The 16,561-nt window shown below is 46.0% G+C and carries 13 protein-coding genes; 6 read left to right on the top strand and 7 right to left on the bottom strand.

Going from position 1 to position 16,561, the window contains the following annotated elements; all coding sequences use genetic code 11:
* Positions 1–360: 360 nt before the first annotated feature.
* Both dhaK and MKY85_RS04700 read right to left on the bottom strand, forming a co-directional pair.
* On the bottom strand, positions 361–2,130 hold the full coding sequence (dhaK, locus tag MKY85_RS04705; RefSeq protein ID WP_342571930.1) for a dihydroxyacetone kinase subunit DhaK: 1,770 nt from the start codon (positions 2,128–2,130) through the stop codon (positions 361–363).
* Positions 2,130–3,272, bottom strand: coding sequence for a glycerol dehydrogenase (locus tag MKY85_RS04700; protein WP_342571929.1), 1,143 nt, complete (start codon positions 3,270–3,272; stop codon positions 2,130–2,132). The genes dhaK and MKY85_RS04700 overlap by 1 nt, the downstream gene beginning before the upstream one ends.
* 304 nt (positions 3,273–3,576) lie before the next feature.
* Between MKY85_RS04700 and MKY85_RS04695 the strand changes: the two genes are divergently transcribed.
* Both MKY85_RS04695 and MKY85_RS04690 read left to right on the top strand, forming a co-directional pair.
* Complete coding sequence (locus MKY85_RS04695; protein ID WP_342571928.1) at positions 3,577–4,611, top strand: PocR ligand-binding domain-containing protein; 1,035 nt, start codon at positions 3,577–3,579, stop codon at positions 4,609–4,611.
* A 105-nt stretch (positions 4,612–4,716) separates the two neighbouring features.
* A complete protein-coding gene (locus tag MKY85_RS04690) occupies positions 4,717–5,706 on the top strand; it encodes an aldo/keto reductase family protein (RefSeq protein ID WP_342571927.1) in 990 nt (329 codons plus the stop codon).
* A 234-nt stretch (positions 5,707–5,940) separates the two neighbouring features.
* On the opposite strand, the gene MKY85_RS04685 is transcribed toward MKY85_RS04690, so the two are convergent.
* From MKY85_RS04685 to MKY85_RS04670, 4 genes are read right to left on the bottom strand one after another with little or no spacing between them, the layout of a single operon-like run.
* The gene (locus tag MKY85_RS04685) at positions 5,941–6,828 is read right to left on the bottom strand and encodes a LysR family transcriptional regulator (RefSeq protein WP_339258991.1); all 888 of its coding nucleotides are present in this window, start codon (positions 6,826–6,828) and stop codon (positions 5,941–5,943) included.
* Between the two features lie 30 nt (positions 6,829–6,858).
* The gene (locus tag MKY85_RS04680) at positions 6,859–7,329 is read right to left on the bottom strand and encodes an SMI1/KNR4 family protein (protein ID WP_342571926.1); all 471 of its coding nucleotides are present in this window, start codon (positions 7,327–7,329) and stop codon (positions 6,859–6,861) included.
* A 32-nt stretch (positions 7,330–7,361) separates the two neighbouring features.
* Entirely contained in the window at positions 7,362–8,468 is a 1,107-nt protein-coding gene (locus tag MKY85_RS04675) for a beta-eliminating lyase-related protein (RefSeq protein WP_342571925.1), read from the bottom strand.
* A 48-nt stretch (positions 8,469–8,516) separates the two neighbouring features.
* A complete protein-coding gene (locus MKY85_RS04670; protein WP_342571924.1) occupies positions 8,517–9,377 on the bottom strand; it encodes a LysR family transcriptional regulator in 861 nt (286 codons plus the stop codon).
* 181 nt (positions 9,378–9,558) lie between these two features.
* Between MKY85_RS04670 and MKY85_RS04665 the strand changes: the two genes are divergently transcribed.
* The 4 genes from MKY85_RS04665 (at position 9,559) to MKY85_RS04650 (ending at position 12,114) form a co-directional block, all read left to right on the top strand.
* Positions 9,559–10,548, top strand: a complete 990-nt coding sequence (locus MKY85_RS04665; RefSeq protein WP_342571923.1) for a zinc-binding dehydrogenase — start codon at positions 9,559–9,561, stop codon at positions 10,546–10,548.
* A gap of 398 nt (positions 10,549–10,946) precedes the next feature.
* Positions 10,947–11,186 carry a bacteriocin immunity protein gene (locus MKY85_RS04660; RefSeq protein ID WP_339239787.1) on the top strand — a complete coding sequence of 80 codons (240 nt, stop codon included), beginning with the start codon at positions 10,947–10,949 and terminating at the stop codon, positions 11,184–11,186.
* A gap of 5 nt (positions 11,187–11,191) precedes the next feature.
* Positions 11,192–11,716 carry a HEAT repeat domain-containing protein gene (locus tag MKY85_RS04655; RefSeq protein WP_342571922.1) on the top strand — a complete coding sequence of 175 codons (525 nt, stop codon included), beginning with the start codon at positions 11,192–11,194 and terminating at the stop codon, positions 11,714–11,716.
* The gene (locus MKY85_RS04650; RefSeq protein ID WP_342571921.1) at positions 11,713–12,114 is read left to right on the top strand and encodes a hypothetical protein; all 402 of its coding nucleotides are present in this window, start codon (positions 11,713–11,715) and stop codon (positions 12,112–12,114) included. Before MKY85_RS04655 ends, MKY85_RS04650 begins: the two co-directional genes overlap by 4 nt.
* Before the next feature lie 99 nt (positions 12,115–12,213).
* On the opposite strand, the gene MKY85_RS04645 is transcribed toward MKY85_RS04650, so the two are convergent.
* Positions 12,214–16,557, bottom strand: a complete 4,344-nt coding sequence (locus MKY85_RS04645) for an S-layer homology domain-containing protein (RefSeq protein WP_342571920.1) — start codon at positions 16,555–16,557, stop codon at positions 12,214–12,216.
* Between the last annotated feature and the right edge of the window lie 4 nt (positions 16,558–16,561).

Raw genomic sequence — 16,561 nt, 5'->3', positions numbered from 1 at the left:
TCCGTATTATTTTTTTTCAAAAACTATAAGCTTCCTCCGTCAGATACGGATGTGAGAAATCTGATCGCTTGTGCAGACTCCATACTCCTATAAGTATATGAATTATCACCTGTAATTTCCATATAGAGTTTATTATAGAAGTTTTCAATAAGCGCATTTAGGTTGACTATGTACTCTTTACAACGGAGGAGCTGTCTCAAAAGGAATTCACCCTCGCTCCAATTGCTAACGAACCCAACACAGGTTCATTACCACAAAAAAACACAGCAAAGAGGATGTCCCCCGTCATATTCATGACTTATGGACATCCTCTTCGTAGAAACACTCTATAATTTTACAGTTGCGAGTTTGTCGACAGCTTTACTTCATCGACTCGGACAGCTCTGTGAATATAACACCCAGCGCATACGCGCCAGCATCTGGGTACCCCAGACTGCGATCGCCGACGGTACCTGCGCGGCCCATACGTGCCACGATATCTTCTGTTTTCTTCGCACCTTCAACGGCTGCTGCTGCACCTTTGGCAAATGCAGTTTTGAAGTCATCACCAGACTCCGCACTTTGTGTCCAGGAATCGGCACATGGAACGAGTGCATCGATCAAAGTTTTGTCGCCTACAACGGCACCACGTCCGAAGGAACGCTCTCCAGTAGACTGAATCCCTTGCACGGCTGCATGCATCATCTCAGCGAACTCAGCAACGTTTAATTGCTGTTTATCCCCTACAGCTTTGCCAGCCGCACGGAATGCCGAACCCCAGATTGGGCCGGATGCGCCGCCACAATATTCCATGATGACCAAGGAGCATGCATCCAAGAACGATCCGATATCTTTTTTATGTTCGTTAATGATGTGATTCCATTCGCGTTTCAACTGGCGGAAGCCTTTAGCCACACTCATACCGAAGTCGCCATCACCGGCATGGGAATCCAGTTCACAGAACGGTACCTCGTTCTTGATGATGATCTCACCCATTTTATCGATCAGATAGACGACATTGTCCAATGAAAATTGATTGCCTTCGATTACCGCAGCAGATGCATCCGTCTCCACTTCATAAGATACGGGAGCGTCTTCACCAACAACCGCTTCCAACGCTTCGGAATACGCCACTTGTGCCACTGGAGGACCGGATACTTTAAACGCAGGAGTATCACTTTCCTTGAACAACAGCGTTTTCAGTTCATCATCCAGTTTCAGAATCGTAACCGATGCCCCTGCCATATCGATACTTGTCATGTAGTTGCCTACAAACGTAGTCGCAACCTTTAGACCTGCATGTCCTGCAAGCTCACGTTGAACGGAATTGTTGAGCAGGTACAGTTCTTGCAGTGGCGTTGCACCAAAACCATTCACGAGTACCGCAATCTCAGCGGATGCATCCTTATCCAGCTTCATGTCTGCGAGCAACGCTTCAACCATACGTCCTGCCAATTCATCCGCAGATACGATTTTCTCACGACGAATTCCTGGCTCACCATGAATCCCTACGCCGAATTCCATCTCGTCTTCAGCAATTTCGAAGGTAGGCGTACCTTTGGCTGGCACGGTACAGGATGTGAATCCAAAACCAATACTGCGAACATTCTGAGCTGCTTTCTCAGCAACGGATTTCACATCTGCCAGGCTGCGGCCTTCTTCGGCTGCTGCTCCGGCAATCTTGTGAACCAGTACAGTTCCCGCAACACCGCGGCGTCCTACCGTGTACAAGCTGTCTTGCACAGCGATATCATCCTCAACACGAACATACTGTACGTCAATGCCATCTTCTTCAGCCAGATGCGCTGCATTCTTGAAGTTCATCATGTCACCGCTATAGTTCTTGATGATCAGGAGTGTACCCTTGTTGCTAGCTGTTGCCTTAATCGCTTGATACACCTGGATTTGAGAAGGAGATGCGAATACATCTCCACATACCGCTGCATCCAGCATCCCTTTACCCACATAACCTGCGTGAGCCGGTTCATGTCCGCTGCCGCCACCACTGATCAGGCTGACTTTATCAGCCTGAATCTCTCTGCGTTTGATGACTTTATATTTTTTCAGAAATTCAAGCTCCGGGTGTGCAAGCGCAATCCCGTTACACATTTCCATAACAACATGTTCAGCTTGGTTAATAATTTTTTTCATTATTTTGCCTCCCGGCGTGCTGCTTTGTACTCACGACCCATTCGGTCAGCCGCAGCAATGGCAGCAGCCACTTCAGGAACGGTGATTGGGAATGGCATCGCGTGAATGGATTCTTCCGGAATACAAGCGATCTCTGCCACTTTCAACAGCTCTTCCTGACTAATTGTATCTACACCGATATCCGCCAAGCTGATCGGCAGTCCTACTTCGAGACAGAAGTCCATGACTTCATGCAGCTCTTCGGTTGGTGCATTTTCAAGAACGAGTTGTGCAATCGTACCGAAAGATACTTTTTCCCCGTGGAAGAAGTGATGTGTTCCCTCCAAAACAGTCAAACCGTTGTGGATCGCATGTGCTGCGGCCAGACCGCCACTTTCGAATCCAAGGCCAGACAACAGAATGTTGGTCTCAACGATGTTCTCCAGCGCTTGGGTCACGACGTTGCTGTCACTTGCCACTTTCGCTTTTGCACCATCAGTTAGCAGCATCTCATAACACAGTTTTGCCAAGGCAAGTGCCGCATTGGTACCTACTGCGGATGGTGTATATCCTTCACGAGAACCCATTGGCAAACTTGCGTTTACACGGGAATAGGATTTCGCTGTTGCTCTTGCTTCGAAGTATGTAGAGAGCGCATCTCCCATACCGGATACGAGGAAACGTGTTGGTGCGTTGGCGATTACCGTGGTATCGACGAGAACGACACTTGGGCTTTGTTTAAAGTAAGCATAGTCATCGAACGAACCTTCCGGTGTGTACAATACAGCGGAGTGACTTGTCGGTGCGTCTGTTGCCGCAATTGTTGGGCAGATGATCAATGCTTCGCCTTCAGCCACACATTTGGCTGCATCAATGGATTTACCGCCACCAAGACCGATGGTAGAGTCACATCCTTTTTCCTTCGCGATTGCTTGCAGACGCGCAACTTCCTCACGGGAACATTCCCCTTTAAAACCGCTTTCAACAAATGTAATATTGAATTTTTCAGCTGTTGCATCAAGCTTTGCTTTGACACGCTGTACATCATCCGGATGTGCGATCAGCAAGGCAGATTCTCCAAAGGATTTCACAAAGTACCCCAGGTTCAACAATTCGTCTTCGCCTTGTACATATTTGGTTGGGCTGATAAATGCTTTTCTCATATTAATATAGCCTCCTAAAGGATATGGAATGGTGTAGTGAATACATTAAATTTTAATCTCTTGCAATTGACCTTAATATAACGCATAGCCAGCAGGTTTACAGTGGACTTTGATAACAAATTATTATAACTTACAATCGTAATTTTTTGCTTTTTGGTGCAATCATGGTATGTTATTGTCATGAGATGGTTGAATTTTGACCTCCCATCATACATTACCCGTCATCATTACATCTTAATATGTACAACTTGCTAACTTTTAACGGCCTAAATCATGAATTAGGTTAGATATGGAGGTTGCACCAATGATCAAAGAATATCTGCATATCAATAAAATTTTGGACCTTAATAAATGGAAGCGTCTACAAGATTCTCTTGCAACAGTAACCAAACTGGCGATCCTCACCGTTGATTATAAAGGCATTCCTGTAACCAGTCACAGCAGTTGTCAGGCCTTCTGCCAGAACGTACGCAAAGACCCCGAGCTGCTCCCCTACTGCCAAAAATGTGATTCACGCGGCGGTCTGGAAGCCGTTCGGTTGAATGAGCCTTATGTGTATTTATGCCATTTCAATATTATAGATATCGCGATTCCGATTACAATCGATGGTAAATATATCGGCGCCGTCATGGCAGGACAAGTGAAACTCGCCGATCCCGAGAAAGGTAGCGACTTGGAGCAAATTGTCACGTCCAAAAACGTACCCATGCATGCAGCGAAGCTGGAGGAATTAAAGGATGATTACGCCCAGCTGCCTGTGATGACCTATGAAGAGATTGTGAAAATCTCCAACATGTTATCCCTGCTCTGCAACTACATTGTGGAGGAAGCGCTCAACAAAAATTTATTAGTTGAAATGTTCGAGAAAGCTTCAGGCAATCAGGAGTCTCTGAACCTCTCCACCATTCTGCCGGGTTACTCCATTCGTAATATCGAGTCGATCAAAAAAGAAATGACCAATGCGATTGCGGATGCCTATCTCAAGAACAGCCCAAGTGATGCGGAAAGCTCCAGTCCCGTGCTTCAGCCTGCTTTTGAATACATTCATAGTCACAAAAGCGAACAGGTTTCGCTCAAACAAATGGCTGATCTGTGCCACCTGAGTCCGAGTTATTTCAGCAGATTGTTTGCCAAGGAAACGGGTGAGAATTTCACAACCTACCTGGCACGGCTCAAAATTAAGTGGGCCAAGCAATTGCTGGAGGTCACCGACATGCCTGTCTCACAGATCAGTGATGAGCTGGGATTCAATGAATCGGGATATTTTATCAAAATATTCAAAAAGTTCGAGGAAATTACGCCTGCCCTCTATCGTAAATACATACAGGAGAACATGTAGGTGCACTGATATCTTTTTCATATCAAAGATGGGGGTAAAAGATATTTCACCTATTAATCTGCCATTGCTACAATGGAGTCCAGATCACATAGGGAGGCGGCATGGATGGAGTATCGCAAGTTAGGAAACAGTGGATTAACCGTCAGTGAGATTTCACTGGGGAATTGGATTACGCATGGAGCGCAAGTACATGATGGAATAGCAGAAGCTTGTGTAAGCGCCGCTTTGGATGCAGGCATTACCACATTTGATACGGCAGACGTGTACTCGAATACGAAGGCAGAAACCGTCTTGGGACAGGCTCTTAAGGATATACGAAGAGAAAGTATTGAACTATGCACCAAAGTCTGTCACCCAACCGGCACAGGTCATAATGACCGCGGACTTTCACGTAAACACATCATGGAAGCATGCAATGGTTCATTACGGCGGCTACAGACTGATTATATCGATGTCTATTATGCTCACCGTTATGATTACAGCACGCCGCTGGAAGAGACGTTTCTGGCATTCTCCGACCTGGTGCGTCAGGGCAAGGTTCACTACATCGGGGTGAGTGAATGGAACGCGGATCAGATTGCAAGAGGAGCCGCTTTGGCGCGGGAACTTCATGTACCCTTCATTGCAAGTCAGCCCCAATATTCAATGTTATGGCGTGTGATTGAGCAAAAAGTGGTACCTGCAAGCGATCAGGCAGGACTTGGACAGATTACATGGTCTCCTCTGGCTCAGGGTATACTATCAGGCAAATATGTGCCTAACGAAGCGTTGCCCGCCGGATCACGTGCAGCTGGGGAGGCAGGTGCACCCTTTTTCAATAAACTGGCTGGTCAGTGGCTACGCGAAGATGTTCTTACCGCTGTGCAACAGCTTGTTCCGCTCGCTAAAGAGATTGGTCTAACTCTTCCTCAACTCGCTGTGGCGTGGGTTCTTCAGCACTCGTATGTCAGTTCCGTTATTATTGGCGCATCTCGGCCGGAGCAGGTATTGGAAAATGTAAAAGCCTCCGGTGTGAAACTGGACTCTGCGATCATGACTCGTATTGATAAAATACTGAATCCTTGGATTGAGCGTGATCCAACCAAGACGGGATAGTTTCTTTTTTCACTACTCACAACATACTAAGTTGAACTAATCATTTACACGAAAACGGAGAGGACAAAAAAACCTGAAAAAGCGGAGCTAAAAGCTTTCTGCAAGAAAGCTACTTCGGAAGCATACACTTCGCCTTTAGCACCAGATTTCCCCTTGAGAAAGGGATCGAAAAAATCTGGGGATAACAGCGATTGGAAGGTTGTTCTGTCATCGCAGTGTAAGTGTAAATAACCTTTAGTGCAACTCGTATTCCCGCTCAACAATGTCCATAAAACGGGATACCACTTCCTGATTCATATCCGTCCGCCATGCCGTATACAACGGTACGGAGGGCGGATTTTCTTGTAAGGGAAGAAAGACCACACCCTTTCGCTGGAACACATCCACCGAGGAGGGAACAATGGAAATCCCCATGCCCGCTGCAACTAGATTTACAATCGTATACATCTGGATCGCTTCCTGCGTAATTCGTGGATTTACACCATGTGCTCTACAATAGTCCAGAACCATTCGATGAAATGGGGAGCCAAGATGCCGTGGGAATAAAATAAAATCTTCATCCGCCAGTTCCCGAATCGAAACTTGAGACTGGGCTGCCATGGAGTGATGATCAGGCAACACGGCGAGCAACGTTTCCTCCTGACAGGGGCGGAAGGAAACATGCCGGGTATCTTCCTGATACCGCAAAAATCCAATATGGATCTGTCCGTCTTCCAATGCCTGTAATTGTTGGGACGAAGTCATCTCATGTAGTGTCAATTCAATCTGCGGATATGCAGTGCGAAATTTTCTAAGCACCTCCACCATGATCCCGCCCGAAGCGGAGTCCACGAAGGCTACGGATATATGTCCAATGATACCTTGATCAGCCTTTTGTGTAAGCTGAATGGATCGATCAAGTTGGGCCATGATGAGTCTGGCCTGTTCCAGAAAGATGGCACCCGCTGGCGTCAAACGAACCATTTTTCTCGTGCGCTCCAATAACTTTACGCCAAGCTCTTCCTCCAGATTTTGAATCTGCTGGCTCAAAGGTGGCTGCGTCATGTTTAATTTTTCCGCTGCACGGTGAAAATGAAGCTCCTCCGCCACGGTTATAAAATATCTTAACTTACGAATATCCATAGGTCTGTTGCGCTTCCTTCCGTCTCCCTGTTAATTCATCTGTTCCTGTACCCAGATCGCGGACTCCGTCAGCTGCGTCATTAAATCATTAAAATCTGCTGCAATCTCTCGAATTGGCGTATCTCCTGCATCGTGGATCAACATCAGGATCTTGCCCGAGGTCTGATCGAGCATAGCCATACTTCCTTCGCCAAATCCACCAATCGGGAACGGATTGAGATCATCTGAAAGCTGGTACTCTTTCTTAACTTCACGGTAGACTTCCAGAAACTCGGGATATGCCCAATCCAGTTCTTTGGCTGAATACAAGGCTGGATCGCCGAAATTACATGCTCCGAATTCGAGCAGAAGTGCACGGTACGCTGCGGGCAGTTTTACGTTATACTTCTGCTCAATATCCTCAATGCTCTGTTGCGTTTCCGGCGCGCACCCTTCTCCCATTGTCGTATCGTAAGCTTTCACCAAAAGATCACGAATCGGTTCCAATTCGATCGACTTCACTTGGACTCCTCCTTTACACTAGAATCCTCTTGTTATCTCACCTGTGTACGCAATTCTTGATCCAGCCATTCCAGTGCTGCACGCAGCTTATCTTGGGGAAGTTTCTCATAACGATCCCCCGTGGACAATTCAAAAGCACAGCTGTTCGCACTTGTTTTGTTCAGATATGAAGTCATTCCTATGCCATATCGCTGAGCCATTTGCACAAGAAGGGGTTCAACTTCGTCAGCAGCGAGCGCAAAGTGCACATGGAACATATTGGATACCGGGACCTCAGGCAAGGTATGTATCCCGTGACACGCATTCAATAGAGATGCCAGTTCTTTAGCCTGCTCATAATAAAGCTCCATTTTGCCAATCCGTTCATTGAAATAATACTGGGAACTCAGAATATACGGATACAGGCCAATCAGATCACCGCCGTGCCGCCGTTTCCATACTTTCGACTCTTGCATCACATCCGTGTCCCCGGCCAATATGGCCCCCGCAATGCCCCCGATCCCTTTGTAAAAGGACACATACACCGTATCAAACAGACTGCAAATCTCCGCAGGCGTTTTCTCGTAATAGGGAGTAATCTCAAACAGGCGTGCCCCGTCCAGATGCAGCTTAATTCCGCGTTCACGGCAATAGGCCGAGATCGCTTCGAGTTCTTCATACGCTGGCAATTGCCCGCCAATCTCGCGTTGTGGCAGTTCCAAGAGCAGGCAGGCAATGTCCTGATCAAGCGCTTGTACATCTTGCAAACGAATCAGCCGCTCCTTGTCCGCCAGCAAAATCGATTCAATCTGGTGTAATTCCTTCAATCCGTTTTCTTCATGGATTTCCAAATGACATAGGGGGTGGTAAGCTACTCGCTTCACTCCTATGCGGTCACACCAGATTCGTAACGCAATCTGCTGCGCCATCGTTCCGCTTGGGAAGAATACCGCCGATTCCTTGCCGAGAATGTCAGCCATCTGTTGCTGAAATTCTTCAATGATCGGGCCATTGCCGTAGTGATCACTGAAGGTCTCCCCATCCATCTGGTCCAGTACGTTCTGAAGCACCTTCACCTGGCGACTGCCATGACCGCCCACAATAAATTCTACCTGATTAAATGCATCAGCCAATGTTAACGTAGTATCCTCCAAAGCCATTCACTCCTTTAATAATGCGTGTTCAAAAGCTTACTTTTTCAATAACGGCTATAGTTCTGGTTCTGTAATGATCTGTACCAGAGCGCTTAGCGCACTTGATATATGTTCACCACGGGAATACACAAATCCTACTTCCAACCGGCAATAGGGATCTGGCAAAGACATCACCGCGATCTCACCTCTTAATTCTGCTTTGGTAACTGAAGATCGTGGCAGCAATGATACACCGAGCCCGGCAGATACCCCATTCAGAATCGTGTCCAGTGTTCCATATTCCATAATGCTCAGTGAGTGGATACCCTGATCTTGCAGAAAGGATTCCGCCTGAGTGCGATGTGTGCAGCCGATCTCAAAAAACAACATTGGCTTGGATAATAACTCGTGTATCTCATGCACTCCAGGTTGAGCGATCAACACCAATTCCTCGTCATACATCTTCATATAGTTCAGATCAGGATGATCGATTGGGCCATATATTAACGCCCCATGCAATTCATGTTGGATCACCTTCTGATTCAGCTCATGGGTCCCACCCGTGACAAGCGAGTGTTGTACCTCCGGGTAGCATGAGCTGTATTCAGCCAGGAGCGGCGTGAGGAAAGTGGAAGCTGCTGTTTCAATGGCACCCAGACGAAGCATGCCGGAAGGCGGATTTCCCACTTGTGTGGCCTGCTCTGCTTCATATAATAATTGCAAAATTCGATCCGCATACACAAGCAGATTCTCGCCCGCTGGTGTAAGAGACATCCCCCGATTGGAACGATGAAACAGCGGAACCTGTAGCTGTGTCTCCAACTGTTTGATTCGTGTGGTCACATTGGATTGTACATAATTGAGTGCGAGTGCAGCTTTACTGATACTACCTTCGCGGGCAACCGCCTGAAATATTTTTAAATCACCTGCATCCATACCCTGATCACCTGCTCGTCGTTTATATCGGCATTCTACATCATCGATTCATGCAAAGTGCTTATCTATTATTTTCAATGATACTGACCATCATTTTTGTTCATTTTACGTGAATCTGCACCATCTGTACAATGAGGCTCAGTAGTGAAATCCGATTATATCGACAGGAGGAATATTGAATATGAAAGCTATCGTACATTCAGGCCAGAGCGGCCTTGCAGGTCTTCAATATACAGAGTCAACATCTCGGGTACCCGAAGCCGGGGAAGTGCAGATTCAATTAAAATCCGCTGGTATCAACCATCGGGATCTATTTGTCATGGCAGGACGCAGTACTCAGGACACCCCGCTCATTCCCGGTTCCGATGGAGCAGGTATTATTGTTGGGATTGGCGAAGGAGTAAGTGGACTCGCGATAGGGGATGAAGTCATTATCCATCCTACGCTCGGTTGGGAAGTTGCGAATAACGTACCCATCGTGCCCGATATTGTTGGAGGTCCTACGGATGGAACACTGGCTCAATATATAACGTTGCCTGCTGAAAATGCCCTGCCTAAACCAGTCCACCTATCTTGGGAGGAAGCAGGCGTGTTACCCCTTTCAGCGCTGACGGCCTATCGCGCCTTATTTACTCGCGGCGTATTAAAGCAAGGTGAACATGTGCTCATTCCCGGTATTGGTGGTGGTGTGGCGACCTATGCCCTGCTCATGGCTGTCGCTGCCGGCGCGAAGGTGACTGTCACCTCCAGAAGTGAAGCCAAAAGAAATGATGCACTGCGCTTGGGTGCTACCCATGCACTGGATAGTCATGCCGATTGGAATTTGCAGAACGATTTGGAACCTGTGGACATGATCTTGGATAGCATCGGGCAAGCCATGTTCCCAAAATATTTTGATATAATTAAACCAGGTGCACGTATCGTGATGTATGGTGCAAGCTCGGGGGATGATCTGACTCTACCAATTCGCTCTATCTTCTTCCCGCAGATCAGTCTGATCGGCACCTCTATGGGCAGCCGTGAGGAGTTTGTGCAGATGCTGCAATGGGTGGAGCAACATGATATACATCCTGTGATTGATAGCGTATATCCGTTGCAGGACGTAGCGAAAGCGTTCGAACGTATAGAAAATGGCGAGCAGTTTGGTAATCTGGCTATACGTATGGAGTGAAATCTATTTTGAGATGGGCCTTCATGATTTGTTAAAATATTGATTTATGATAATGGGGTGAATTCATTTGACCCGTCTCGCTAAACGTATACTAATTTTTCTGGTCGCTATTATGCTTTTGGCCCAAATTCCTGTGTTAAAAGAAACTTTAGCCCGCGGAGTTACTGCGCTATATGTGAAGATAAAGTATCCAGAACATTCCTTTCAATTCAAAGACTTCATATACGAGTCTCATTTCGGGAACTATATCATTTCTTATACTGATCAAGATAAACAACTCATTACTCTGATGCTTGAGCCCAAATTTTTACCGGTGATCATTATATATGATCCATTGAATGAGCCCATGAAAGACTAGTTACTTTACGATATTAATCATTCAGGAGGTGTAAATACATATGAACAATCGTTCGCATCTGATAGAATTGGTTCGCAAACTAATGGACGCCGAAGGAACCGAAGCCGAGTTGGATGACATGTTGACGGAGCTACAACAACAGGTGCCTCACGCTGAGATCAGTAACCTGATTTACTGGGATGATCGAGACCTGACGCCAGAACAGATTGTAGAGGAGGCGTTGGCAGCTCGTCCGATCATTCTTCCGCCCCCATCTTCATATTCTTCAGGAGGTGAATGATGCAGATGTCTGATATTAATCATTTCAATCATAACAACAATGAACACCCTGATTTTAACGAAATCAGTGGTGAAGAGAAAATCCAGGCACTTCGTGATCTGATCGAACTAACCGATAGCGAACTTACACATCAAGTTCTATCTATCGGTATGGATACACATGAAGAGGATCTCATCCGTATCGAAGCATGGCGAGCTTTGGGCATGGCAGAGTCTTCCTCACTTTTAGATGAAATTCGTCATGCTGCCGCACAACTTGTTCGTGACTCGGAAGAAGATGAGGATGTACAGATTTATGCGTTACAGACTCTGGCCTTGTTACCTGCTACGGAAGCTGAGATTACGTTGGCCCATGATGTATTGTCGGGGAATGCCTATATATTACTTCAAGGTGCAGCTTTTGCTATTCTTGCTGCTCACAAACATGTTCCGGGCGCAGTCCTTGCGCTAAAATCTCTTCAATCTCATCCGCATTTCGGCGCTTCCGCCAAGCGAGAACTGCATTCCATATCAGGAAGTGATGATTTATGAATCAGGACCATGAACCATTTTCATCGGGAACGCCAGGAGCATCAGAAGAAGCAGAAGCATCAGGAGAGCATGCTACGCAGGCTGTTTACCTCACCCAAGGTGAGATCAACGCCCTACAGAAAGCTATTCTGTTCCTCAAGTTTGAATCTGAAGAGACGGCCTCCTTGCTCTATGCAGGCAGTCCGCTACTGAACAGTGTGTTGGAAAAGGTACGGGATGTCAGCTCATTTGGTGAGTACGCCAAAGAACTTCACTCTCGTCCAAACGAATATGCGGAGCGTTTTATGCGCGCCAAGGTGGAGCGTTCCTATGCAGAAGAATTGGCACCGCGTGAACGAACAGAGGAGCAGAAGAACGAAATTCTTAGATCCTGCATGTATCCGTATCCGGTTAAATGAAAAAATCCTCCATACTCTCTTTCAGAGCATGGAGGATTTTCATTTCGTTATTAGGATGTACCCTCTGTTAAACTGAACGTCATTGTAGCAAATACAAGTCTACGGTGTATGTTTGTCCACGTACTGTAGAGTTCCTTTAGGAAACTCATTCCATTCACCGGTTAATGAGAACTGTTGTGAACCTGTATATATCCCCCGTTTTCGAATAAACGTCCCGCCAGCAGGCATGAATTGATCATGTGAAGTTGGGTCACCTAGGACATCTACGATTCGTCCATCTTTTCTCAGAACGAACGCAACGACATTATACTCATTCGGATTATACAATTCCAATTCATCATTATAGTACCAAGCTGACGTTATATCGAAAAAGTCGTAAAAAGTATAATTGATGTTTAAATAAGGTAACCCTGAAGTAACATCAGATATGTTTCTTGTTGTCACTTTCATTGTGGATGTCTTTTTCATCCATTGATGAACTTCCAACTGATATCCGGTTGCTTTATGCGACGGATCACCGTCACCTGTGTAATAAAGTTGAACTACACTGCGTCCGTCCCCTGCGTCTGCATACTGAGAGAAGAACAACTCTGAGGTGCCCTGATTTTTCGAGTTTACCTGAACGACCACGGCCCTACCGTCATCCCCTATGATCCAGAATAATAACGGAGATACACTCAAAGGGATCTGGGAAGAATTAATCGTATCCGGTCCTGTAAACGTCGAATCCGGCGTACCGCTATATACTTTAAAACTCGTCTGCCCAGGGAACCAATTGGAAGCTGTAAGGGTCAGAGGATCTATGACGCCGGACTTCGTATTGATCTGCATAACCCCACCGTTAACCAGAGAAGCAGTGCGAACGTTGAAGGTGTAATCTACCTGTCCACCTTTCCCATCCTTTGCTGTTATCGTTAAAGGGGCAACGACATTCCCTGTTCCTGGTTTTAGTATAATCTGGTTACCATTAATGCTTGCATTCACCGCTTCATTTGAGCTGTTGCTTATCGTGAATTGCATCGCATCTCCATCGGGGTCACTGAACAGTTGACTCAGATCATACGTGCGCTCATTCGTTACATTAGGTGTCAATACTTGTTCGTAAATGCTACTCACTACCTCAGGGGCCAAGTTAGGGCCAGTAGGCTCTCCTTGTATAGTCACGCCAAAGGATGCTTGTTCGCTACGACCTTTCTGGTCATATACCGTTAACGTGACTGTCGTATTTCCTGTAGCAACTGGAGCAACAGTTATCTGTGAGCTATTGGTAGAGACCGTCGCAATATTGGGATCTGCTGAGGAAGCATCCACTGTTAACGTAGCTGAATCAAAATTCAGCAGGTACGATGTCAGATCAAGATTCAGAACAGACCAAGGCCATGTTACCGTTTGATCCGGAATTGAACTGATATTCCCAGATTCAAGAACTTCAATGTCAATATAGGCTGACGCTTCTTTTCCATACATATCTTTTGCTTTGATGTTAGCTTGAAATTTACCAACCTGTCTTGGATGAATAATCAGCTTGTTTTCTTGAATATCCACCGCTGCGATCAGGAGATTATTGAAATCAAGTGGTGTATTAAACTCTAATGCATCTCCATCGGGATCATTAAAATAATCCGAGAGATTAATGACCGCATCTTCCTTACCTACAAACACCGTTTGAGCAGGTAGATGCTGAGTAAGCACTGGAGAAGCATTAGGCTTACGGTTAACCCTTATCTGAAATGCAGTTGAAATGAGACCACCTTTTCCATCCTCAACTGAATAATAAATGATGTATTCTCCAAATTCTATAGCGGTAAAGTTCAGTACACCCGCTTCCTCCTTAACAATTAAGTGAGGATTAGAGGAGTATGCACTGAATGTGAGTGGGTCACCATCCGGATCTGTATAATAATCATTCAAGTCAACCGAGGGGATAGGATCTGTGAGGAAACCCAGGTATGCTTCAACCCATCCTGGTGAATTTCCTACCGGATTATGATTTGGAACGAGTAGAATATCGATTTCAAAGAAATCTGTAGTGATTCCTCCGTTACCGTCATTCACTATGTACGATATCGTATACGTCCCATTTTGAAGTGATGTTAACTTCAGTTCACCCTCATTTTCCTCTACTGTTACCCCGTCTGGATTGGATGAAGTCGCTGTATACGTCAAAGGATCACCGTCTGGATCAGTATATCCCTCGTTCAACTTTACTACAGGGATGTCTTCCCCCAGGTATACCTCTATTTTCGATGGGGCTTCCCCCACGGGCGCACGATTGAGTGGTGGCAGAACAACAACTTTCATGTCAAGCTCAGTAACTCCCGTACTGCCATCATCTGCTATTTGCCCATCATCTACCTTAATTTTAAGAATAACTTCACCTGCCTTTTTAGGCGTTAACCTCAGTACAGATTCAGCATAGTTCGATTTCACAATTTCAGTGTGCACGATTTCCGGGGCACTGTTTGTTACACTGTATAGCAACTCCGATTCATACTTCACATCATCCATAAAATAGACCATGAGATCTACATCCTTGCTACCTGACTCAGCTATCAATTCCTGATCAGGAATTGATGATGCAAGAGGAGGTCTATTCACGTAGACTTCAAATGTGGATCTCAGCCTTTTACCACGGCCGTCATTGGAAGTTACTGTTATGGTAGCCGTGCCATCCTCCAAGGGAACAACATCCAATTGCGATCCATTCAGGATAACCTTTACAACGGCAGGTTTGGATGAACTGACCGTATAAGTTACCAAGTCACCATCCGGATCTGTCACATAGTTGTTTAGGTTTAACGTTGCCCCTTGTCCATTCCGTGTAAACTTGTGACTTTCGAATGATTTGAGTAGTTCAGGAGCACGATTGGCAACAACAGGAGATGTTCCGCCTCCACTCCCCCCACTTGCTCCCCCTAATGAAGAAGATACCGGATTTGGAGATGACGTTCCTGTATTTCCACTTACAGCTGAAGACGAGACTCCAGCAGCCAAAGAAATCTCCGAAACTTTCACATTGCCCGCTACATTAACCTGGGCGGAAGGGTTATTCACTTGAAGTTGTTGAATGGAGCCTGATGCATTAATGTTGACAGCGCCTGTCCCATCGACATTAAGTTGCTGTAAAGTGATGTTACCGTTGAGTTGGAGGGACTTGGATGTATTCACTTGAACCGTATCAACGGCTCCTTGTAGCTCTACTTTGCTTGTACCTTCGAGAATATTTAATAACGGGAGATTAGCTGTTTTCCCGATATCAAGCATACTGTCTGATCTAATGTTGACTTCTTGAGTACGGGTATCCCCTGTTAGTGCCACATGTACATCGCTTTTATCTACATCCACATTATTGAGAGTGGAATTGTCAAATACAGCCGTATTACTGTCACCGCCATAAACGAAAACAGACTGTTTCACACTGATATTTTTGGCATAAAAATCATGTTTGACCTCGGGGGCAATCGTCAGCTTGCCCTCGACTGTAAGTCCTTCCACTGAAACAAAGTCTGCCTTCGTCGTTAGATCCCCATGAATTACGGCGTCTCCACCCTCCAATAGCAGATTTCCGCTAAATTCAGCTTTTCCTGAGGCCGCATCCTGACCCCCCGTTCTAATTTCCAACCCCTTGATCTCGGTGAGTGTATGATTTTGACTCTTAAACCGTATTCCAGCCTGAACCAGTACAGCCTTATTGCGATTATTCAAAAGGCCTCCCACTTGTTCAGAAATCTGATAGACAACACCGTTGATCTGAATCTGCTTTCCTTCGATTGACTGAATGACAGACAAGCGGTTTTCCGGGAATAGGGCCGACAACAACATGCCTATGGCTTCACCCCGAACAAGCCCTTGTTTAACTTTATTTGGTCCCTGATATTCGCTTAGAATTTCAGCCTTCTCAGCAGTTCGAATGTATGGAGCAGCCCATGTACTCGCTTCTTTCCAATCTGAGGGGAGAGAATCTCCCTGAACTTCTTGTTTAGCCAAAGCCGTGGCTCTTACAAGAACCGTCACCAGTTCCTGTCCAGTAATCTGGGCCTGTGGACGGAAACGTCCTGTTGCATCTCCTTGTAAAATCCCCGCCTTCTTGACCGCCTGAATCGAAGGTGCTGACCAACTAGTAGATTTCACATCCGTAAAAGATGCTGAGACTGACTTGTCCAGTGTGAGACCCAGAGCTTGAGCAAGAACAACTGCCAGTTCCTGACGGGTGATTGGGTCAGCTGCACGAACATCCCCATCCGGATCACCTTTGATGAACCCCATGGTTACGGCCCTATTCATAACATCGTTTAATTTGCTATTGTTATTATCATCTGAGGATATGTCAGACACAGACATAATCTGTGCCTCCGACTTATCATGTTGTGCAGATACAGGTACAGTGTTGGAAAGAAGCAACGCAATCAAAGCGAGCTGCACAGTCCTTCTTATTTTGGGCATAGAT

The organism is Paenibacillus sp. FSL R5-0749 (assembly GCF_038595085.1).
Taxonomy (GTDB): domain Bacteria; phylum Bacillota; class Bacilli; order Paenibacillales; family Paenibacillaceae; genus Paenibacillus.
This window is presented reverse-complemented; position numbering and strand designations above follow the sequence as displayed.

Bases quoted from the DNA above. Each gene is read 5' to 3' on its own strand.
- dhaK (WP_342571930.1), bottom strand. From the start codon at position 2,130: ATGAAAAAAATTATTAACCAAGCTGAACATGTTGTTATGGAAATGTGT.
- MKY85_RS04700 (WP_342571929.1), bottom strand. From the start codon at position 3,272: ATGAGAAAAGCATTTATCAGCCCAACCAAATATGTACAAGGCGAAGAC.
- MKY85_RS04695 (WP_342571928.1), top strand. From the start codon at position 3,577: ATGATCAAAGAATATCTGCATATCAATAAAATTTTGGACCTTAATAAA.
- MKY85_RS04690 (WP_342571927.1), top strand. From the start codon at position 4,717: ATGGAGTATCGCAAGTTAGGAAACAGTGGATTAACCGTCAGTGAGATT.
- MKY85_RS04685 (WP_339258991.1), bottom strand. From the start codon at position 6,828: ATGGATATTCGTAAGTTAAGATATTTTATAACCGTGGCGGAGGAGCTT.
- MKY85_RS04675 (WP_342571925.1), bottom strand. From the start codon at position 8,468: ATGGCTTTGGAGGATACTACGTTAACATTGGCTGATGCATTTAATCAG.
- MKY85_RS04670 (WP_342571924.1), bottom strand. From the start codon at position 9,377: ATGGATGCAGGTGATTTAAAAATATTTCAGGCGGTTGCCCGCGAAGGT.
- MKY85_RS04665 (WP_342571923.1), top strand. From the start codon at position 9,559: ATGAAAGCTATCGTACATTCAGGCCAGAGCGGCCTTGCAGGTCTTCAA.
- MKY85_RS04660 (WP_339239787.1), top strand. From the start codon at position 10,947: ATGAACAATCGTTCGCATCTGATAGAATTGGTTCGCAAACTAATGGAC.
- MKY85_RS04655 (WP_342571922.1), top strand. From the start codon at position 11,192: ATGTCTGATATTAATCATTTCAATCATAACAACAATGAACACCCTGAT.
- MKY85_RS04650 (WP_342571921.1), top strand. From the start codon at position 11,713: ATGAATCAGGACCATGAACCATTTTCATCGGGAACGCCAGGAGCATCA.
- MKY85_RS04645 (WP_342571920.1), bottom strand. From the start codon at position 16,557: ATGCCCAAAATAAGAAGGACTGTGCAGCTCGCTTTGATTGCGTTGCTT.